The sequence below is a fragment of the Microbacterium esteraromaticum genome (genome assembly GCF_028747645.1).
GTDB lineage: Bacteria > Actinomycetota > Actinomycetes > Actinomycetales > Microbacteriaceae > Microbacterium > Microbacterium esteraromaticum_C.
This window is the reverse complement of record NZ_CP118100.1, coordinates 1,745,418-1,764,818: the sequence shown is the minus strand read 5'-3', so window position 1 is coordinate 1,764,818 and position 19,401 is coordinate 1,745,418. Positions and strand designations below refer to the sequence as shown.

At 67.8% G+C, this 19,401-nt stretch carries 16 protein-coding genes; 9 read left to right on the top strand and 7 right to left on the bottom strand.

All coding sequences use genetic code 11. The annotated features are described in order from the left end of the window. The first annotated feature begins 332 nt into the window (after window positions 1-332). The gene (locus PTQ19_RS08270) at window positions 333-842 is read left to right on the top strand and encodes an RES family NAD+ phosphorylase (protein ID WP_274366991.1); all 510 of its coding nucleotides are present in this window, start codon (window positions 333-335) and stop codon (window positions 840-842) included. Window positions 843-1,281: 439 nt separating this feature from the next. Here PTQ19_RS08270 and ppgK read toward each other — a convergent pair whose 3' ends face one another. After that, window positions 1,282-2,025: a polyphosphate--glucose phosphotransferase gene (gene ppgK, locus PTQ19_RS08265; protein WP_206549786.1), complete on the bottom strand. Its 744-nt coding sequence runs from the start codon at window positions 2,023-2,025 to the stop codon at window positions 1,282-1,284. Window positions 2,026-2,093: 68 nt separating this feature from the next. Between ppgK and PTQ19_RS08260 the strand changes: the two genes are divergently transcribed. From PTQ19_RS08260 to PTQ19_RS08245, 4 genes are read left to right on the top strand one after another with little or no spacing between them, the layout of a single operon-like run. Continuing rightward, window positions 2,094-2,309: an SPOR domain-containing protein gene (locus PTQ19_RS08260; RefSeq protein ID WP_179410722.1), complete on the top strand. Its 216-nt coding sequence runs from the start codon at window positions 2,094-2,096 to the stop codon at window positions 2,307-2,309. After that, a complete protein-coding gene (locus PTQ19_RS08255) occupies window positions 2,306-3,649 on the top strand; it encodes a glutamine synthetase family protein (protein WP_179410723.1) in 1,344 nt (447 codons plus the stop codon). The genes PTQ19_RS08260 and PTQ19_RS08255 overlap by 4 nt, the downstream gene beginning before the upstream one ends. Before the next feature lie 8 nt (window positions 3,650-3,657). Next, window positions 3,658-6,636: a bifunctional [glutamine synthetase] adenylyltransferase/[glutamine synthetase]-adenylyl-L-tyrosine phosphorylase gene (locus PTQ19_RS08250; RefSeq protein ID WP_274366990.1), complete on the top strand. Its 2,979-nt coding sequence runs from the start codon at window positions 3,658-3,660 to the stop codon at window positions 6,634-6,636. A gap of 22 nt (window positions 6,637-6,658) precedes the next feature. Next, window positions 6,659-7,594 carry a diacylglycerol/lipid kinase family protein gene (locus PTQ19_RS08245; RefSeq protein ID WP_274366989.1) on the top strand — a complete coding sequence of 312 codons (936 nt, stop codon included), beginning with the start codon at window positions 6,659-6,661 and terminating at the stop codon, window positions 7,592-7,594. A gap of 108 nt (window positions 7,595-7,702) precedes the next feature. Here PTQ19_RS08245 and glnA read toward each other — a convergent pair whose 3' ends face one another. Then, window positions 7,703-9,127 (bottom strand): type I glutamate--ammonia ligase, encoded by a 1,425-nt coding sequence (glnA, locus tag PTQ19_RS08240; RefSeq protein WP_222446036.1) that lies wholly within the window; start codon window positions 9,125-9,127, stop codon window positions 7,703-7,705. 117 nt (window positions 9,128-9,244) lie between these two features. Between glnA and PTQ19_RS08235 the strand changes: the two genes are divergently transcribed. After that, on the top strand, window positions 9,245-9,661 hold the full coding sequence (locus tag PTQ19_RS08235; RefSeq protein ID WP_179410727.1) for an RDD family protein: 417 nt from the start codon (window positions 9,245-9,247) through the stop codon (window positions 9,659-9,661). A gap of 4 nt (window positions 9,662-9,665) precedes the next feature. On the opposite strand, the gene PTQ19_RS08230 is transcribed toward PTQ19_RS08235, so the two are convergent. Next, entirely contained in the window at window positions 9,666-10,145 is a 480-nt protein-coding gene (locus PTQ19_RS08230) for an ATP-dependent zinc protease family protein (protein ID WP_224817890.1), read from the bottom strand. A 26-nt stretch (window positions 10,146-10,171) separates the two neighbouring features. Here PTQ19_RS08230 and PTQ19_RS08225 point away from each other — a divergent pair, with 26 nt between their 5' ends. Next, complete coding sequence (locus tag PTQ19_RS08225; protein WP_179410729.1) at window positions 10,172-11,359, top strand: RimK family alpha-L-glutamate ligase; 1,188 nt, start codon at window positions 10,172-10,174, stop codon at window positions 11,357-11,359. A gap of 60 nt (window positions 11,360-11,419) precedes the next feature. On the opposite strand, the gene PTQ19_RS08220 is transcribed toward PTQ19_RS08225, so the two are convergent. Next, window positions 11,420-12,136: a DUF4191 family protein gene (locus tag PTQ19_RS08220; RefSeq protein ID WP_179410730.1), complete on the bottom strand. Its 717-nt coding sequence runs from the start codon at window positions 12,134-12,136 to the stop codon at window positions 11,420-11,422. A 125-nt stretch (window positions 12,137-12,261) separates the two neighbouring features. On the opposite strand from PTQ19_RS08220, the gene PTQ19_RS08215 reads away from it, so the two are divergent. After that, window positions 12,262-13,692: a hypothetical protein gene (locus tag PTQ19_RS08215; RefSeq protein WP_274366988.1), complete on the top strand. Its 1,431-nt coding sequence runs from the start codon at window positions 12,262-12,264 to the stop codon at window positions 13,690-13,692. A gap of 8 nt (window positions 13,693-13,700) precedes the next feature. Here PTQ19_RS08215 and sucB read toward each other — a convergent pair whose 3' ends face one another. The 3 genes from sucB to PTQ19_RS08200 all read right to left on the bottom strand — a co-directional run bounded on the left by sucB (window position 13,701) and on the right by PTQ19_RS08200 (window position 18,331). Continuing rightward, the gene (gene sucB / locus PTQ19_RS08210) at window positions 13,701-15,413 is read right to left on the bottom strand and encodes a 2-oxoglutarate dehydrogenase, E2 component, dihydrolipoamide succinyltransferase (RefSeq protein ID WP_274366987.1); all 1,713 of its coding nucleotides are present in this window, start codon (window positions 15,411-15,413) and stop codon (window positions 13,701-13,703) included. A gap of 69 nt (window positions 15,414-15,482) precedes the next feature. After that, window positions 15,483-16,856 (bottom strand): dihydrolipoyl dehydrogenase, encoded by a 1,374-nt coding sequence (gene lpdA, locus PTQ19_RS08205; protein WP_274366986.1) that lies wholly within the window; start codon window positions 16,854-16,856, stop codon window positions 15,483-15,485. Then, on the bottom strand, window positions 16,856-18,331 hold the full coding sequence (locus tag PTQ19_RS08200; protein WP_179410734.1) for a leucyl aminopeptidase: 1,476 nt from the start codon (window positions 18,329-18,331) through the stop codon (window positions 16,856-16,858). The genes lpdA and PTQ19_RS08200 overlap by 1 nt, the downstream gene beginning before the upstream one ends. Window positions 18,332-18,440: 109 nt before the next feature. On the opposite strand from PTQ19_RS08200, the gene PTQ19_RS08195 reads away from it, so the two are divergent. Further along, window positions 18,441-19,361 (top strand): proteasome assembly chaperone family protein, encoded by a 921-nt coding sequence (locus PTQ19_RS08195; RefSeq protein ID WP_274366985.1) that lies wholly within the window; start codon window positions 18,441-18,443, stop codon window positions 19,359-19,361. The last annotated feature ends 40 nt before the right edge of the window (window positions 19,362-19,401 follow it).

Here is a 19,401-nt window from a genome sequence, read left to right as displayed (position 1 = left end):
AGCATCAGATCTTGGCGACCAACGCCCCGGCGAGCGACGCAACCTCACGCTCTGAAGGCTGATACCTCAACGTCGGCGAGGGAGGCCACCGGGGGAGTGTCCGGTGTCCCGTTGACGGTTCCTCGATACGCTCGGTGAGGTTCGGGTAGTTGACAAGGGCATACGTGTAGGCGGCCGTCCGTTCGCCGACATTCTTGATCCATAGATTGACCCGCTCTTCTCGTATGCGCGATAGCCCACGCGCGAGACCGCGTGCGACAACGCGCCTACGGCGTGCTGATCAAGTTCCGTCTCCGGATCGCGGCGTTCGCGTGCGGTGAGATGCTGTCATCGTGACTAGCATCGACTCGATCTTCGCTCCCGCGATCCGTGGCAGATTCTATCGAGCGATTGATCCGAACTTCCGTGAGTTCGCGATCGCGGGGTCGCGGTCGGCAGGCAGGTACTCAAGAGTGCACGAACCGACGCTCTACTTGAGTTCATCGGTCGACGGGGTCGAGGTCGCGATGATCGCTCACAGGGACGCCCGGCCGGTGGCGCTGGAGATCGTCGAGCTCGACGTCGAGGCATCTGGCATCGTCGATCTGCGCGATGCGAACGCGCTGCAGGCGGCTGGCGTCGACCTCGCTGACGCGGTCGCTCCCTGGCAAGACATCGCCGACGCCGGAGGAACGCCGTCGTCGTGGGCGGTGCGCGATCGTCTCGTCGAGGTCGGCGCCAACGGCCTGATCGACCCATCGCGCAAGCGCCCGGGGCTCTGGCACTTGGTGCTTTTCCGCTGGAACGCGGTCGACGCGCCGACCATCCGGCTGGGCGGACAACTGGGAGGCGCCGCAGATTAGCGCGGCGCCACGAGGTTCGTCTTGAACCAGATCAGTGTCGCGGCGAGGCAGATCGCGGCCCGGTCGGGCAGGTCCGTGGCCTGCCTTCCCGTCGCGGGGCAGCCGGATGTCGTCGAGCAGGAGGGTCATCATTGTGGTGTCGTTGGTGTTCCCCGTGCGATCAACATCCCCAACGGACGGCCACGGCGGTCGCAGGCTAGGTGCAGTTTGGTCGTCAGTCCGCAGGGGGACCGTCCGATCCCGCAATCAGGCGGCTCGAACATAGGAGCCCGACGGACTAGCTCCGACACTCACAGTGAGGTCGGAAGATCTCAGTTGATGCGACGAGAACCGTCTCCTCGACCACAGGAACGGAGCCGGCCAAAGTTCATGCCGATGCTCGCCAACGCATTTGCGTACCGCGCCGTCGCGCAGGACTGTCTGCGCTCTCTGAGAGCGCTCAGTGCGCGGCGAGCGACGCGGCGCCGATGATGCCCGAGGCGTTGCGGTGCACGGCCGCGACGATGGGGGTGCGCAGGTCGAGCAACGGCAGGAACCTCTCGGGGTGCTTCGAGACGCCGCCGCCGACGACGAACAGATCGGGGCTGAACAGGAACTCGACGTGGCGGTAGAACTCCTGCAGGCGAGCGGACCAGGCCTCCCACGACAGGTTCTCGCGCTCCATCGCGGAGTAGGCCGTCCAGCGCTCGATCGATTCGCCCTCGCGGTTGAGGTGTCCGAGCTCGGTGTTCGGGATGAGCACGCCGTCGTAGAGGAAAGCTGAGCCGATGCCGGTGCCGAGCGTGGTCATGATCGTCAGGCCACGGGCATCCCGTGCCGCGCCGTGGCGCGCCTCTGCAACGCCGGCTGCGTCGGCGTCGTTGACGAAGGTGATGTCGCGCCCCAGCCCCTGCTCGAAGAAGCGTTCGGCCTCGAAGTCCACCCATTCCTTGGCGATGTTCGCCGCGGACAGTGTCTTGCCGTACTTCACGATGGCGGGGAACGCGACGCCGAGCGGCAGGGTCGACTGGGCGACACCGAGCGTGTCCAGCACACCGCGGACGGTCTCGAGAACGTCCTGCGGGCGCGCGCCCTCAGGCGTGGGTACACGGACGCGGTCGGAATCGAGCGTGCCGGTCTGCAGGTTGACGATTCCCGCCTTGATGCCGGTGCCGCCGATGTCTACGCCGATTGCCTGTGCCATGGGGAATAGCCTAGCGATGCGCGGGTCTGCGATTAGGATCGTGACAGGATCCCGAACAAGGAGCTGAGATGTCCGACGGTGACGAGAAGTACTGGTACAACCTCAGAACCGGCGAGGTCGAGTTCGGCATGCAGTCGGCGTCGGTCGACCGAGTGGGCCCCTTCGACACCGCCGACGAAGCCGCGCACGCACCGGAACTCCTGCGTGAGCGCTCGAACGCCTGGGCCGAGGACGACGCCGCCGAGAGCGGCTGGGACGCGACGGGACCGGTGGGCGGGGCGTGAGCGTCGACAAGCAGCGCGACTTCGTTCTGCGCACCATCGAGGAACGCGGCGTCAAGTTCGTACGGTTGTGGTTCACCGACGTGATCGGCACGCTGAAGTCGGTGGCGATCGCACCGGCCGAGGTCGAGGGTGCGTTCGCCGAGGGGATCGGTTTCGACGGCTCCGCGATCGAGGGTCTTACCCGTACCTTCGAGTCCGACCTGCTCGCCCAGCCAGACCCGACCACGTTCCAGACGCTGCCCTGGCGCGGGGACATCGACCCCACCGCGCGGATGTTCTGCGATCTGACCACTCCCGATGGGCGACCAGCGGTGTCGGACCCGCGCAATGTGCTGCGCCGGGCGCTCGCGAAGGCGGCCGACGCGGGCTTCACCTTCTACACCCACCCCGAGATCGAGTTCTATCTGCTGAAGTCGTCGCAGCTGGGGCCGGACGGCCCCATCCCGGCAGACAACGCCGGCTACTTCGACAACGTCCCCGGGGGGACGGCGCACGACTTCCGTCGCAGCGCGGTGCGGATGCTGGAAGACCTGGGCATCTCGGTCGAGTACAGCCATCACGAGGGTGGACCGGGGCAGAACGAGATCGATCTGCGCTACGCCGACGCCCTGACGACCGCCGACAACATCATGACCTTCCGCACTGTGGTCAAGGAGGTGGCGATCGAGCAGGGCGTCTACGCGACGTTCATGCCCAAGCCGCTGAACGATCAGCCCGGTAGCGGCATGCACACGCACCTGTCGCTGTTCGAGGGTGATGCGAACGCGTTCTACGAGCCCGGCGCCGAGTACCAGCTCTCGCTGGTCGGACGCCGGTTCGTCGCCGGTCTGCTGCGGCACGCGAACGAGATCGCCGCGGTCACGAATCAGTTCGTCAACTCGTACAAACGTCTCTGGGGTGGCGCTGAGGCGCCCAGTTTCGTCACGTGGGGGCACGCCAACCGTTCGGCACTCGTGCGGGTGCCGATGTACAAGCCCAACAAGTCGCAGTCCACGCGCGTGGAGTATCGCGGCCTGGACTCGGCGGCAAACCCGTACCTCGCGTTCGCGCTGATGCTTGCGGCGGGGTTGAAGGGCATCGAGAACGAGTATGAGCTGCCGCCCGAGGCGGAGGACAACGTCTGGTCGCTGAGCGATGCCGAACGGCGTGCCCTCGGCTACGAGCCGTTGCCCGCGAGTCTCGACCACGCACTGGAGTACATGCAGGACTCCGAGCTCGTCGCCGAGACGCTCGGTGAGCAGGTGTTCAACTACGTGCTGCTGAACAAGCGCAAGGAGTGGGAGGCGTACCGCGGTCAGGTCACGCCGTTCGAGCTCAAGAGCAACCTCGGGCTGCTCTGAGTGCGGTCATGACGCGTCCTGATGCGTCGGTCTCGCTGTCCGCCCTGGCGAGACTGGGCTTTGTCGAGCTCGCGGCGGCGTCGGCGGAACTCACCGAGCTGTCCGAGCTGACGGGGCTGGAACGCACCGAGCTGGCCGACGGAATGTCCGCGGCCGATCCGGATGCCGCCGTGCACGGTCTGGTGGGGATCGCCCGCCGTGAACCGGATCGGGTGCGTGCAGTGCTGTCCGACTCGGAGGCGCGGACCGCGGCCTGGCGATTGTTCGGTGTTTCACGGGCTCTGGCAGAGTTCTTCGCCCGCCATCCGGAGCACCTCGACGGTAAAGCCCTGCGGCGCAGCGCGTTGCCCACCGCGGATGAGATGCGCGAGCGGATGCTGGCGGCTGTCGACGCCGGCGATGGTTTCGCCGCGGCGGTCGATCCAACGACGGCACTGCGGGTCGAATATCGACGCTGCGTCGCCGAGATCGCAGCGGTCGATGCAGCATCCGAAGATCCGCTGTCGGTGATCGCGGACGTTTCGGCCGCCCTCGCGGATGCTGCCGGCGCGGCGCTCGAGGCCGCCCTCGCCGTCGCACGCACCCTCGTGCTCGACGCCGGTCGTTCCGGCGACCGTGGGGAGATCGCTGCCACACGCCTGGCGGTCATCGGCATGGGCAAGACCGGTGCGCTGGAACTGAACTACTGCAGCGACGTGGATGTGATCTTCGTCGCCGGGACCGCTGACGACTCGGTCATCTCAGAAGGGCGTGCGATCGACATCGCCACGCGGCTGGCGCAGGAAGCGATGCGCGTGCTCTCGGCGTACGGCATCGAACCGCCGCTGTGGGAGGTCGATGCAGCACTGCGTCCGGAGGGCAAGCAGGGGGCGCTGGTGCGCTCGCTGGCCTCGCACCTGGCGTACTACGACCGATGGGCCAAGAGCTGGGAGTTCCAGGCGCTGCTGAAGGCACGGGCGATCGCGGGCGACACCGAGCTGGGGGCCGAGTACATCGCTGCCGTGCAGCCGAAGGTGTGGTCGAGCGCCGAGCGCGAGGACTTCGTCGAGAGCGTGCAGGGCATGCGCGAACGTGTCACCGACAACATCCCGCACGACCAGCTGCCGTATCAGCTCAAGCTCGGCCCGGGCGGTCTGCGCGACATCGAGTTCACGGTGCAGCTGCTGCAGCTCGTACACGGGTTGACCGATGAGACGCTGCGAACCAGGGGCACACTGGAGTCGCTGGATGCCCTGGTCGAGGGCGGGTACATCGGTCGCACGGAGGCGGCGTCGTTCGGTCATGAGTACCGGGTGCTGCGCCTGCTGGAGCACCGCCTGCAGCTGCGAGATCTGACGCGCACGCACCTGCTGCCCGACGACGACGAGGGCATGCGACGGCTGGCGCGAGCGACCGGGCTCGCAGATAGTGCCTCGGGACTGCGCCGGGCGTGGGAAGACCTGCGCCGCGAGGTGCGCGACCAGCACACCCGGTTGTTCTACCGCCCCTTGCTGGCGGCGGTCGCCTCGTTGCCGGCTGAGGAGCGGATGCTGTCCGAGCAGCAGGCCGGAAAGCGCCTGGCGGCCATCGGATTCCGCGACCCCGCCGGGGCGTTGCGCCACATCGCTGCGTTGACCTCCGGCCTCAGCCGCAAGGCCACGATTCAGAAGCATCTGATGCCGGTGATGCTGCGCTGGTTCGCCGAGGGAACCGATCCGGACTACGGTCTGATCGCGTTCCGCAGGATCAGCGAGAGATTGGGCGACACCCACTGGTTCCTGCGCATGCTGCGTGATTCGTCGGGGGCCGCGCAGCGACTCACCCGTGTGCTGTCCAGCTCGCGCTACGTGGGCGAGCTCATGGAGTGGATCCCCGAATCGGTGGCCTGGCTGGATGCACCCGCCGCCCTGCGCCCACGGGGAGGCACTGCTCTTGACGATGAGGCCAGGGCGATCCAGACCCGGCACGCCACGACCAAGGACGCCCTGCGCGCCGTGCGTGCGCTGCGCCGACGTGAGCTGCTGCGCACCGCCATGGGCGCCGTCCTGGAACAGGTCGGCGTCGACGAGATGGCCAGGGCACTCACCGAGATCACCGAGGCGACGATTCAGGCGGCGCTGCGTGCCGTACGACGCGAGGTCGTCCCCGCTGAAGACGACGCGATGGACTTCTCGATCATCGCGATGGGCCGTTTCGGGGGAGCGGAACTGGGGTTCGGCTCGGATGCTGACGTGCTGTTCATATACGACGCGAACGGCATCGACCCGCAACGTGCGCAGCAGCACGCCGCGAAGATCGTCGCCGGGCTGCGCGAGCACCTCACCGACCACCGGCTCCCGCTCGATCTCGACGCCGACCTGCGACCCGAGGGACGCAACGGTCCGATCGTCCGCAGCATCGAGGCGTACACCCAGTACTACCGGCGGTGGTCGCTGTCGTGGGAGGCGCAGGCACTGCTGCGCGCCCGCGGTATCGCGGGCAGCCTCAAGCTGATCGCGAAGTTCACCGAGCTCGCCGACAGCATCCGCTATCCCGAGGCCATCTCGGAACAGGGTGTTCGTGAGATCAAACGGATCAAGGCTCGGGTGGAGGGGGAGCGGCTACCGCAGGGCGCCGACCCGCGTCGGCATCTCAAGCTGGGCCCGGGGACCCTCAGCGACGTCGAATGGATGGTGCAGGTGCTGCAGTTGCAGCACGGCCACCGCGTGCCGGATCTGCGCACCACGTCGACCATGCAGGCGCTGGACGCCGCCGTGCTGGCGGATCTGCTGCCGGTATCGGATGCAGAGCGACTGCGTGAGGCGTGGGTGCTGGCCAGTAGGCTCCGCTCGGCGATGACCCTGCTCACCGGACAGACCAGGGACGTGCTGCCGAGCGAGATCCGCGAGCTCGACGGCGTCGGGCGGCTGCTGGGATATCCTGATCGCGCCGCGACCCTGCTGGACGAGGACTACCTGCGCGTCACGCGCCGGGCGCGGCGCGTCTTCGAGAAGCAGTTCTACGGCTGAACACCGCACGAGGGGGCAGCGCATGACACAGCAGTGGGGCATCGTCTGGAATCCGACGAAGATCGACGGGCACGACCTGCGCGCTGCTGTGGATGCCGCGGCGCCGGCGGAGACCGAGATCCTCTGGTGGCAGACGACCGCCGATGATCCCGGTCGCGAGATGGCATCCGAGGCCGTCGATGCGGGGTGCGACGTCGTGATCGCCGTCGGTGGCGACGGCACGGTGCGCACGATCGCCGAAGTACTTGCCCAGGCGGGCGACGACGCACCGGCTCTCGGGATCGTGCCGCAGGGCACCGGCAACCTGCTCGCCCGCAATCTTGGGGTGCCGCTGGGCAGCGTGCCGAAGGCGCTCGACGTTGTCGCCGCCGGACGCGAGCGTCGCATCGACATGGGGTGGAGCACGACCGACGAAGAGGAGACGGCCACGGGTTTCCTGGTGATGGTGGGTTTCGGGCTCGACGCCCACATGCTCTCAGAGACCGACGATGAGCTGAAAGACAAGGCCGGATGGCTCGCCTACGTCGAGGCGATGGGGCGCGCGGTCGCGGCCGCGCAGACCGTCGACTTCACCATCGCGATCGACGGTGGCGATGAGCAGACGCTTATCGGGCACACGCTGCTCATCGGCAACTGCGGCGCGATTCAGGGCGGCGTCACGCTGCTGCCGGACGCGGAGCCCGATGACGGCCGACTGGACCTCCTGCTGGTGAGCGCCGACAACGTCGCCCAGTGGGCGCAGACCCTGCGCACGGTCGTCTGGGATAACGGCATCCGACGTCTGCTGGGCGGTGGCGAAGATACCGTCAGCACCGACTCCGCCCAGCACCTCACCGGCGAGAGCATCGAGGTCACGCTGCCGGCCCCGGTTGCGTTCGAGATCGACGGGGAGGAAGCCGGCGAGGTGTCGCGTCTGCACGTGCGGGTGCAGTCCGCTGCCCTCCGCGTGCACTGCTGACCCTCTGCAGTCCTTCTGCGCCCTCTGAACGCGAGAAACCACTTCCCGATTGAGAAACACCGTGGTGCGTGGTTTCTCGGACGGGAAGTGGTTTCTCAGCGGGTGAGGTCAGACTCCGTAGTAGAGCTCGAACTCGTACGGGTGCGGACGCTGCGCCATCGGCAGGATCTCGTTGTTGTACTTGTAGTCGATCCAGGTCTCGATGAGGTCCTTGGTGAACACGCCACCCTCAAGCAGGAAGTCGTGATCGTTGCGCAGTGCCTCGAGCGAATCGAGCAGCGAGTTGGGCACCTGCGGGATGTTGGCAGCCTCCTCAGGCGGCAACTCGTACAGGTCCTTGTCGATCGGCTCCATCGGCTCGATGCGGTTCTTGATGCCGTCCAGGCCCGCCATCATCTGCGCGGCGAACGCCAGGTACGGGTTGCTCGACGCGTCGGGAACACGGAACTCGATGCGCTTGGCCTTCGGGTTCGACCCGGTGAGCGGGATGCGCACGGCTGCCGAGCGGTTGCCCGCCGAGTATGCGAGGTTCACCGGTGCCTCGAAGTGCTTGACGAGACGGTGGTAGCTGTTCAGCGTCGGGTTGGTGAACGCGAGCACAGCGTCGGCGTGCTTGAGCAGCCCGCCGATGTACCAGCGTGCGATGTCACTGAGCTGCCCGTAGCCGGCCTCGTCGAAGAACAGCGGCTTTCCGTCGAGCCACAGCGACTGGTGGGTGTGCATGCCCGAGCCGTTGTCGCCGTACAGTGGCTTCGGCATGAACGTGACCGTCTTGCCCCACTCCTCGGCCGTGTTCTTGACGATGTACTTGAACTTCAGCACGTCGTCCGCGGCACGCACCATCGTGTCGAAGCGGTAGTTGATCTCGGCCTGGCCGGCCGTGCCGACCTCGTGGTGCGAGCGCTCCAGGATCAGGCCGGCCGCGCCGAGACGCAGGCACATGTCGTCGCGGATGTCGGCCTGCTTGTCGACGGGGGATACGGGGAAGTACCCGCCCTTGAACGGCGTCTTGTTGCCGAGGTTGCCGCCCTCTTCCTTGCGGCCCGAGTTCCAGGCTGCCTCGTCCGAGTCGACCGAGTAGAAGCTGCGGCCTGCGCTGACCTCGTAGCGCACCTCGTCGAAGATGTAGAACTCGGCTTCGGGGGCGAAGAACGCGGTGTCGGCGATGCCGGTGGATGCCAGGTACTGCTCGGCCTTCTTCGCGACCTGACGCGGGTCCTTCGCGTAGATGTCACCGGTGCGCGGGTTGTAGATGTCGAACACCATGATCAGCGTCTTCTCGGCCCGGAAGGGGTCGAGGTAGGCGGTGGTGACATCGGGGATCAGCTGCATGTCCGACTCGTGGATGCTCGCGAATCCGCGGATCGACGATCCATCGAACAGCTGGCCGTCACGGAAGAAGTCCTCGTCGACGGTTGAGGCGGGGATGTTGAAGTGCTGCTGCACTCCCGGAAGGTCGGTGAATCGGATGTCGAGGAACTTGACGTCGTTCTCCTCGATATAGCGGATGACCTCTGCGGGTTCTGTGAACATTGGCGACTCCTCATCGGGTTTGGTCCCTTGCAACCTTACGCAGATTATGCGGGCGGCGTTTCCCGGTCGTGTCTGTCGTGTTTCGAGCATGTTACGAGCGCTCGGTAGGCTGGAGGGGTGAATGAGTACCCCGGTGAACGACTCGGCCTGCCATCTACGGGGTCGGGCAGCATCGCCCGGCCGGGGCGTCGCATCGGTGCTCTGGCCATCGACTACTTCGCCGCGACGATCATCGCTGTCGGCTTCTTCGGGTACGACCAGTTCGCGCTTCCGGCGGAAGCGGGGCTCACTCAGTTCGCTCCGATGATGGTCTTCGCGGCGCTGCAGGTGCTGTTCATCCCCACAGCGGGCGGAAGCCCCGGGCACCGCATCCTCGGCATGCGCATCGTGCGTCTTGACGGTGCGTGGGTGGGGCTGTGGCGCCCGATTGTGCGCACCGTGCTGCTGGTGCTCGTGATCCCGGCGGTGATCTGGGACGCGGATCAGCGCGGCCTGCACGACAAGCTCGCCGGCACGGTGCTCATCCGGGCGTGACCGCCTAGGAGCGCCCCCGGTTGCGCCGGCGCGTCTCACGCGGAGCGCGTCCGCCGGCGAACGACCGCGCCGGATCGACGACGAAGCCACGGCGCAGCGCCTCGCGCCCGATCAGCATCCGGAAGCCCATCTCATCGCGGTTGGTCAGCGTGACCTCCGCGTCGACGTCGATGCCGACCAGCCGCACCCGGAGTACGACGACGATGCGGTTCTCGGTGTGACCCGACGAACTGCGTACCGCGCGGCGATCGTGCACCGGGCACTCGTGCACGACGGCATCCGCATCGCTCTGCTGCCAGGGATGCACGCTGAACCGCACCCAGGCGGCGTCGTCGCGCGTGAACTCGTGCACGTCGAACGCGTGGAGAGACGAGGTGCGCGCACCGGTGTCGATCTTCGCCTTGATCCACTCGACACCGAGATCCGGCAGCGCAACCCACTCGCGCCAGCCGGTCGTCGTGTTTGAATGAGAAGACCGTTTCACCCCTACATCCTGGCAGGAATTCATCTGTGAAGATCGCCGTACTCTCGCGCGCACCGCACTCGTACTCGACACAGCGCCTGCGGGCGGCCGCTCAGCAGCGCGGTCACAACGTCAAGGTGCTGAACACCCTGCGCTTCGCGATCGATCTCACCGGCGGCGCACCCGATCTGTTCTTCCGTGGCAAGCAGCTCAGTGAGTACGATGCGATCCTGCCGCGTATCGGCAACTCGATCACCTACTTCGGCACCGCCGTCGTGCGCCAGTTCGAGCAGATGGACGTGTACACCCCGAACACCGCCAACGGCATCTCCAGCGCGCGCGACAAGCTGCGGGCGAACCAGATCCTCTCCCGGCACAACATCGCCATGCCGCCGACGGCGTTCGTGCGCAACCGGGCCGATGTGCGACCCGCGATCGAGCGCGTCGGCGGCGCACCTGTCGTGATCAAGCTGCTCGAGGGCACGCAGGGCATCGGTGTGATCCTGGCGCCTCAGGTCAAGGTGGCTGAGGCGATCATCGAGACGCTGCACTCCACCAAGCAGAACGTGCTGATCCAGAAGTTCATCGCCGAGAGTCGCGGGCGCGATATCCGCGCCCTGGTCGTCGGCGACCGAGTCGTGGCGGCCATGCGTCGGGTTGCGGACGGCGACGAGTTCCGCTCGAACGTCCATCGTGGCGGTCGTGTCGAGCCCGTCACGCTCGATCCCGCGTATGAGCAGACGGCCGTGCGCTCTGCGCAGATCATGGGTCTGCGCGTCGCCGGTGTTGACATGCTCGAAAGCGACGACGGCCCCCTGGTCATGGAGGTCAATTCCTCACCCGGCCTGCAGGGCATCGAGGCGGCGACCAACCTCGACGTCGCCGGCGCGATCATCGACTACATCGCGAATCAGGTCGCCTTCCCCGATATCGATGTCCGCCAGCGCCTGAGCGTGTCGACCGGCTATGGCGTCGCAGAACTGCTGATCCACTCCGGTGCCGAGCAGGTCGGCAAGGAACTGGGTGAGCTGCGTCTGTGGGACCGTGACATCACGGTGCTGACGCTGCACCGCGGCGTCAGCGTGATCCCGAACCCACGTGAGCACCAGGTACTCGAAGCGGAGGACCGTCTGCTGTGCTTCGGCAAGCTGGAAGAGATGCGCTCGATGATCCCAGCCAAGAAGCGGCGGCGCCCCCGGGTGCGGCGTCTTCCGAAGGAACCGCTCGGCGAGTGAACGACGACGGCCCCGCGCACATCGCGCGGGGCCGTCGCCGTGAAGTGGGTTGCTGAATGCTCAGCGCGGACGCTGGGCGCGCACGCGGGTGGGGTCGATGCCCTTCGGGATCGGCAGCGAGGTCAGCGACTGCGACACGGACTCGATACGGCGGATCACCGTGGCCATCGTGGCCTTATCGATCGACTTGGGGATCTTCTTGATCCGCTTGGCGAGGTCGGCGATCGCCACCTCGTCCTCGGCATCGCCGTGGCCAACGTACAGAACGGTGATCGGCACGCCGTGGGCGACGCGCTGCGACTTCTGTCGCTCATCGTTGATCAGACGGGTGAGGCGACCACGAGTGCCCTCACCGATGATGACGATGCCGCCGCGGCCGATCACGCGGTAGACGGCTTCCTGCGTCTTCGGGTTGATCCCGACGGGAGTGTCGGATGCCTGCCAGCGCCGCCCGAGGCTCGTGCTGATGACGTGGCCGGTGGCACCGGGCATGCCATCGATCTTCTCGTACATGGCCGTGGTCGACAGCTTGGTCATCAGGATCATGGCGCCCAAGATGCCGAGCATCAGGCCGGTGATGCCCCACAGCACGAGCGAGAGGACCGTTCCGCCGCCGATGAGGAAGCCGAGGATGAGACCGACGAGCACACCGGCGATGAGGATGGCGATCTGCGCCCACGGCAACCAGCCGTACACTTCCCGGGTGAATCGGAACAGTGAGCGGATCTGGGAGAAGAAACCCGGACGCTTCTCGGTCGCGGGAGCACGCTTTGCCATGCGTACCAGCCTACCGAGTGTTCGTGCGGACAGTATCCCTGCACAGGTCATCGATCGAATCGAGTTGTGCACAGCCTGCGGCAAGCAGCATCCGGAGGGAGGCGGATTGCGCTCTGATGGAGCGCATGCACAGCACGGATGACACGGCCGCACTGGTTCCGGGCACGCACCGCTGGGTGCGGCGGCTCGACACCCCGGACGCCGCCGTCGTCGGCGCTCTGGTCGCCGACGGCGATGCGCTGCGGGTCCAGGTTGCTGCCGATCTGGTGCCCGATGCCGTCTGGCTTTCTGCGGGCGCACAGCACGTCGCCGGCGTCGTCGACGTCGTCCGCCGTCGAGATGGACACGATGCGCTGCTGCCCTGGTGCATCGAGACGGTCGACGCGTTGCTCGCCCGCCGAGCGGTCGCCGAGCGCGGTTTGACGCCGGGTGAGACCGTCACGCTGGTCGGGAGTCTGTTGCGCGGCGTCGTCGAAGCCGAGCGTCTTGGCGAGCCGCTCGTCGGACGTTGGTGGCTCACGCAGGACGCCCGCCCCGTGTTCAGCCCGGGCGAAGGCGCGCACTGCGCCGCAGCGAGCGGCGAGATCATCGCACGCGTGCGCGACGCGTGCACCGACCGCGCCGTAGAGCGGACCCTGACCGAGATCCTCTCCGGGATCGAGGACCCCCGTATCGTCGCGCGCAACCTTGATCGCTGGGAGGGTGAGCTTGTCGAGCTGGCCGCGCCGCGTCCGCTGCAGCTCGAGGTGCATCCGCCCGAGCGCGCGAGTGAGATCCCCGTGCACCGTGCGCATCTTCCTGAGGACGCCGGGCACGTGCTCGCACAGCGCACGGCCGGCACGTTCGTGCAACAGCGATGGGAGCAACTGCTCGAGCAGCTGCGCGCCACGCGCACACGATTGCGCCCGCCATCGCCCCGGCAGCAGAGTGGCGGGCGGCGTCGGATGCTGCTGATCGGCGCCGCGGCCGGAGCTGTGGTGCTGCTCGGCGGCCTCTTGTGGCCGACGGGCGGCGATGACACCGCTGCCGTGGAAGGGGGCCCGAGTGTCGCGCAGACGCCTGCGGACGGCGGGTCGGACAAGGAGCCCGGGGCGGGTGGGGCGCTGACACCCGAGCCGGAAGGCACTGCGGAGGGGAGCGTTGACGATGAGGCTCTCGCTCAGGACGAGCAGCAGAGCGCCGATGAGGGCGCTGTCGGGGACGAACCCGTCAAGGCGGGTGGAGGAGAATCTGACACGGCGCCCGGCGGGGACGAGAGCCTCGAGCAGGTCGCGGCCCGCCTGCTCAGCGATGTCGCCGGGTGCGCAGCCGACAACGATTCGGTGTGCGAACGTGCGATCGTCGGTGGTGCCGCCGAACTGGTACTGCAACGGCTGAGCCCGGTCGACCCGGACCGCGCGATCGTTCCCGTCGAGGACTATGGCGACATCGGCGTCGTGCGACTGGCTGCGAGCGGGGAGCACGGCGAGCAGATGCTCGTCATCGTTCGCCAGAACGACCGATGGCTGGTCCGCGACGTGTACGACGTCGCCGACCAGCCATCGGAAGCGGGGTGAGCGGTGGCTCAGACCCCCAGGTTCGCGCTGAAGTCCGCAGCCTCGAGACGCGACTTCATCGCGCCGAGGAAGCGGGCCGCGTCGGCACCATCGATGATGCGGTGATCGTACGAGATCGCCAGGTACACGTACGAGCGCACGGCGATGGCGTCGACACCGTCGACCGTCACGACGCCCGGGCGCTTGAACACGACACCGGTACCCAGGATCGCCGACTGCGGCAGGAACACCAGCGGGGTGTCGAACAGCGCACCGCGGGAGCCGGTGTTCGTCACGGTGAAGGTGCCACCGGCAAGCTCGTCGGGCTTGAGCTTGTTGTCGCGGGTGCGGGCGGCGAGATCGGCGATCTCAGAGGCCAGCTCGGCGATGTTCTTCGTGCCGGCGTCGCGGACGACCGGCGTCAGCAGGCCACGCTCGGTGTCGACCGCGATCGAGACGTTCTCGGTCTCGGGGTACACGATCTTGTCGCCGTCCACCGTCGCGTTGATGATCGGGAAGGCCTGGAGAGCCTCGGCCGCCGCGAGCGTGAAGAACGGCAGGAACGACAGCTTGTCGCCGGTCTTCTGCAGGAACTCGTCCTTCTTCGCCGTGCGGAACGCTGCCAGCGCGGTGACATCCACCTCGACGAACGTGGTCAGCTGGGCGGTCTGCTGCATCGAGGCGACAGCACGCTCGGCGACGACCTTGCGCAGGCGCGACATCGGCTGGGTCGTGCCGCGAAGCGGCGAGACCTCGAGCGGTGCGGGTGCCGGTGCAGCGGATGCTGCCGGAGCCTGCGACTTGGCCTCGGCGGCCTTGAGGACGTCTTCCTTGCGGATGCGTCCGCCGACGCCAGTGCCCGTGACGGTGGCCAGGTCAATACCCTGCTGCGTCGCCAGGCGGCGCACAAGCGGGGTCACGTACAGCGAGTCCGAACCCGAGTCCGCGGCGGGAGCCGCGGGGGCCGCCGGAGCCGCGGGGGCTGCCGGGGCAGGCGTTGCGGGCGCCGGAGCTGCCGCGGGGGCCGGGGCAGGTGCTGCAGGTGCCGGAGCGGCAGCCGGGGCGGGTGCCGGAGCCGCGGCCGGAGCCTCGGCCGGTGCTGCGGGAGCGGCTGCCGCGGGCGCGGCACCCGAACCGATGCGGGCCAGTACGGCGCCGACCTCGATGGTCTCGTCTTCGGCCGCGAGGATCTCCTGCAGCGTACCGGCGACGGGCGACGGGATCTCGGTGTCGACCTTGTCGGTCGAGATCTCCAGCAGCGCCTCATCGACGGCGACGTCGTCGCCGACCTGCTTCAGCCAGCGGGTGACGGTGCCCTCGGTGACGCTCTCGCCCAGTTCGGGAAGCACGACGTCCACGGCGTCGGACGACGCCGCGGCCGGTGCCGGAGCAGCCGGAGCTTCAGCAGCCGGAGCCGGTGCCTCAGGGGCCGGTGCTTCGGCGGCCTGGGCCTCCTCGGCGGGCGCTGCAGCCTCGGGGGCCGCGTCGGCCTGACCGGCGCCGCTACCGTCACCGATGTGTGCGAGGACCGCACCCACCTCGACGGTGTCGTCCTCGGCGACCAGGATCTGCTCGATCACGCCGCTGACCGGAGAGGGAATCTCGGTGTCGACCTTGTCGGTCGAGATCTCGAGCAGGCCCTCATCCGCCTGCACGGTGTCGCCCACCTGCTTCAGCCATCGAGTGACCGTACCCTCGGTGACGCTCTCCCCGAGTGCGGGAAGGACCACGGGTGTGCTCATGACGGAGTCTCCTTCGGAAAAATCTGTGACGCGGTCAAGCTTAGTGACCTCAACGTCGGGATGTGTGGTTCAGAGCGCGTGCAGTGGCTTCCCGGCCAGAGCCAGGAATGCCTCACCGAGCGCTTCGCTCTGAGTCGGGTGCGCATGGATGAGGGGTGCGATGTCTTCGGGGTGCGCCTCCCACGCGACGGCCAACTGGCCCTCGCTGATCAGCTCGCCGACGCGGTCACCGAGCAGGTGCACGCCCAGGACGGGGCCGTCCTTCTGTCGGACGACCTTGACGGTGCCGCCGGTGCCGATGATCTCGCTCTTGCCGTTGCCGGCGAGGTTGTAGTCGTACGCGACGACATCATCCGCGCCGTACTGCGCGATCGCGGCCTCCTCGGTGATCCCCACCGACGCCACCTCGGGGCTGCAGTAGGTCACGCGGGGGATCTGCGACTCGGGCAGCGCGGGCACCTGCATGCCGGCGATGCGCTCGGCGACGGCGATGCCCTGCAGGAAACCCCGATGCGCGAGCTGAAGGCCGGGGACGATGTCTCCAACGGCCCAGACGCCCGGCACGCCGGTGCGCAGCTGGTCGTCTACCGTCACGAATCCGCGGTCGAGCGAGATGCCGGCCTCTTCGAAGCCGAGCCCGGCCGTGGCCGGGCCGCGCCCGACGGCGACCAGCAGGTAGTCGGCCGTGAACGTCTTGCCGTCCTCCAGCGTCACCGTCACCTGATCGTCGGTCTGCTCAGCGCGCTCGAATCGCGTGCCCAGCGAGTACTTGATGCCGCGGCGACGGAAGGCGCGCTCTAGCCCCTTGCTCAGGGCGATGTCCTCGTTGGGCACCAGGTGCGGCAGGGCCTCGATGATGGTCACCTCGGCGCCGAACGAGCGCCAGACGCTCGCGAACTCGACACCGATGACGCCGCCGCCGAGGATCACCACGCTGGCGGGCACCTCGTCGAGAGTCAGCGCCTGCTCGCTGGCGATGATGCGCCCGCCGATCTCGAGGCCCGGCAGTGTGCGGCTGTACGAGCCGGTGGCGAGCACGACGTCGGTGCCGACGTAGCGGTCGTCGCCGACCAGCACCGAACGGTCGGCATCGAGGCGTCCCTCACCCGGGACGACGGTGATGCCGCGTGCCTTGATGAGTCCTTCGAGACCTTTGAACTTCTTGGCCACGATGCCCTCGCGGTAGGCGCGCACACCGGCCGCATCGATCGACTCGAACGTGGCCGTCACACCGACCTTCGCGGCAGAGCGCACATGATCGGCGACCTCGGCTGAGTGCAGCAGAGCCTTGGTGGGGATGCAACCGCGGTGCAGGCAGGTTCCGCCGACCTTCTCCTTCTCGATCAGCGCCACCTTCTTTCCCAACTCGCTTGCGCGCAGGGCCGCGGCGTATCCGCCGCTGCCGCCGCCGAGGATGACGAGGTCGTACTCGTGGACAGTCATCAGGACTCCTTGGCAGATGCCTCGGCGAAGGCGATCAGTGCGCGTACCGCGGCGCCGGTCGGCCCCTTCTCGGTGAAGCCGTAGGCCGAGCCCTTGTGCTCGCCCGAGCCGGCGATGTCGAGGTGCACCCACGGGATGCGCGGGGCGTCCTCGGCGTCGGACACGCGTCCGATGAAGCGCTGCAGGAACAGGCCTGCGAACATCGAGCCACCCGAGCGGTCATTCATGTTCGCGTTGACCATGTCGGCGATCTGCGAGTCGAGCGACTCTTCCATGAACTCCGGCAGGGGCAGCGCCCAGGCCGGCTCACCGACGGCATCCGATGCGGCGAGGTACTCGGCGACCGTGTCGTCGGCGCCCATCACGCCGGTGTGGCGCATGCCCAGGGCGACGATGATCGCCCCCGTGAGGGTGGCGACGTCGATGATCACATCGGGGTTCTCACGGCTTGCGGCGACAAGACCGTCAGCAAGCACCAGGCGGCCTTCGGCGTCGGTGTTCATCACCTCGACGGTCTGGCCGTCCAGCATCCGCAGCACGTCGCCGGGGCGCGTCGCGCGGCCCGAGGGCATGTTGTCGGCGATGCACATCCACGCGGTCACCCGCACCGGCAGCTTCAGCGCCGCGATCGCACGGATGGCCGCGAGCACGCTCGCGGCGCCGGCCATGTCGAACTTCATGCCGACCATGGCTGCTGCCGGCTTGAGCGAGAGGCCACCGGTGTCGAACGTGATTCCCTTGCCGACCAGCGCGATGTGGCGCTCGGCGCCTGCGGGGGAGTAGTCCAGGCGTACCAGGCGCGGCGGGCGGTCCGAGCCGCGGCCGACTCCGAGGATTCCGCCGTAGCCGCCCTCGGCGAGCTGCTCCTCATCGAGCACCTGCACGTCGACCGGCAGGTCGGCGACCGCGTCGATCGCGGACTGCGCCAGCTGCGCGGGGCTCTGCCACTCGGCGGGCGTGTTGACCAGATCCTTGACGAGCGCGACCGACTCGGCCGCGGCGCGGGCCCGGTCCAGAGCGCCATCCGAGAGCTGCGCGGCGTGCAGCACGAGGGTCTCGGCGCGGGCCGGCTTCTTCTCGGAGCGGTAGTCGTCGAAGCGGTAGCCGCCCAGCAGGGCGCCCTCGGCGGCAGCATCCGCGAATGGCTCGATGTCGGACGCGAGTCCGATCGAGACCGTCGCGAAACCGGTCAGGTTGCGCACCGCGGTCGCGACGGCGTCGCGCACGGATGCGGCGTCAGGGGCCTTTCCGGCGCTGACGACCGCGAGCGGAAGCGTCGTGACGGCGGGCAGGTGCACGCGCGTGTAGGCGGATGCGGTGCCCTTGTAACCGATGGCGGAAAGCGTCTCCACGAGTCCCTCGTACCCGGTCAGCGCATCGGTGGTGGCTGCCGGATCGGAGATGACGAGCACTGCGGCATCTGCAGCGCTTCCGGGGAACGGATCGGACGTGTGCGAGATCACGGGAAGCGTCATGCCTCCATCCTAGGGATGCCCGTGGCCCGGTGGTCGAGGCGTGATGCGTGTTCGCTGTCAGCATCCGCATCGCCGACACCCTCGGCGTCCCGCCTCGTAGCATTGAGGCATGCCCTCTTCCGCTGATCTGTACGAGTCGATCGCCGGTGCACCCGATGTGCCGACGGGCCTTCCGCTGGTCATCCTGCTCACCGGATTCACCGATGCCGGTAGTGCTGTGTCCGGGCTGATCGAGCACCTCGATGCGACGGCCGAGCCTCGTCCGGTGATCCGCTTCGACAACGATGAGTTGCTCGACTACCGCGCCCGACGCCCCGTGATCGTGTTCGATCAGGACCACTTGACCGAGTACCGCCCGGCGAAGCTCGAACTCTCGCTCGCGCACGACGCGCTCGGACAGCCGTTCCTGCTGCTATCGGGGTACGAGCCCGATTTCGCGTGGAACGCTTTCACCGAGGCGGTCATCGACTTCGTCGATGCTTTCCAGGTGTCCACGGTGAGCTGGGTGCACTCGATCGCGATGCCCGTGCCGCACACGCGACCGCTGGGAGCGACCGTGAGCGGCAACCGTCACGACCTGATCGCCGCGCATTCTGTCTGGCGTCCGCGTACGCAGGTGCCGGGAACGGCCGGGCACCTGCTGGAGTACCGTCTGATCGAGCACGAGCACCGGGTCGCCGGCTTCGTGCTGCTCGTGCCGCATTACCTGGCCGATACCGAGTACCCCGACACCGTGCTGGCCGCGGCCGACAAGGTGATGATCGGTGCCGGACTCGTGCTGCGCATGGACGACGTGCAGCAGCAGCGCGAGGAGTTCCTCGCGCGTGTGGGGGAGCAGGTCGAGGGCAGCGAGGAGTTGACGCAGATGGTGCACACTCTCGAGGGGCGCTATGACGCGTACATGGCGGGGCGTGAGGATGAGGCTGAGGAATCGTTCAACGAGCGCGACCTGCCCAGCGCCGACGAGCTGGCGGCCGAGCTGGAGCGCTATCTCGCCGATCGCCGACCCGGCGATGACGACAAACGATGAGTCGGATGTCGTCACCGGCGCGCGCCAGCCGTTGGTGTGT

What these genes read in the sequence shown, in the direction of transcription:
- ppgK (WP_206549786.1), bottom strand. Translation starts at nt 2,025, where the DNA reads ATGGCACAGGCAATCGGCGTAGACATCGGCGGCACCGGCATCAAGGCG.
- PTQ19_RS08250 (WP_274366990.1), top strand. Translation starts at nt 3,658, where the DNA reads ATGACGCGTCCTGATGCGTCGGTCTCGCTGTCCGCCCTGGCGAGACTG.
- lpdA (WP_274366986.1), bottom strand. Translation starts at nt 16,856, where the DNA reads ATGACTGTCCACGAGTACGACCTCGTCATCCTCGGCGGCGGCAGCGGC.
- PTQ19_RS08245 (WP_274366989.1), top strand. Translation starts at nt 6,659, where the DNA reads ATGACACAGCAGTGGGGCATCGTCTGGAATCCGACGAAGATCGACGGG.
- sucB (WP_274366987.1), bottom strand. Translation starts at nt 15,413, where the DNA reads ATGAGCACACCCGTGGTCCTTCCCGCACTCGGGGAGAGCGTCACCGAG.
- PTQ19_RS08200 (WP_179410734.1), bottom strand. Translation starts at nt 18,331, where the DNA reads ATGACGCTTCCCGTGATCTCGCACACGTCCGATCCGTTCCCCGGAAGC.
- PTQ19_RS08195 (WP_274366985.1), top strand. Translation starts at nt 18,441, where the DNA reads ATGCCCTCTTCCGCTGATCTGTACGAGTCGATCGCCGGTGCACCCGAT.
- PTQ19_RS08220 (WP_179410730.1), bottom strand. Translation starts at nt 12,136, where the DNA reads ATGGCAAAGCGTGCTCCCGCGACCGAGAAGCGTCCGGGTTTCTTCTCC.
- glnA (WP_222446036.1), bottom strand. Translation starts at nt 9,127, where the DNA reads ATGTTCACAGAACCCGCAGAGGTCATCCGCTATATCGAGGAGAACGAC.
- PTQ19_RS08215 (WP_274366988.1), top strand. Translation starts at nt 12,262, where the DNA reads ATGCACAGCACGGATGACACGGCCGCACTGGTTCCGGGCACGCACCGC.
- PTQ19_RS08260 (WP_179410722.1), top strand. Translation starts at nt 2,094, where the DNA reads ATGTCCGACGGTGACGAGAAGTACTGGTACAACCTCAGAACCGGCGAG.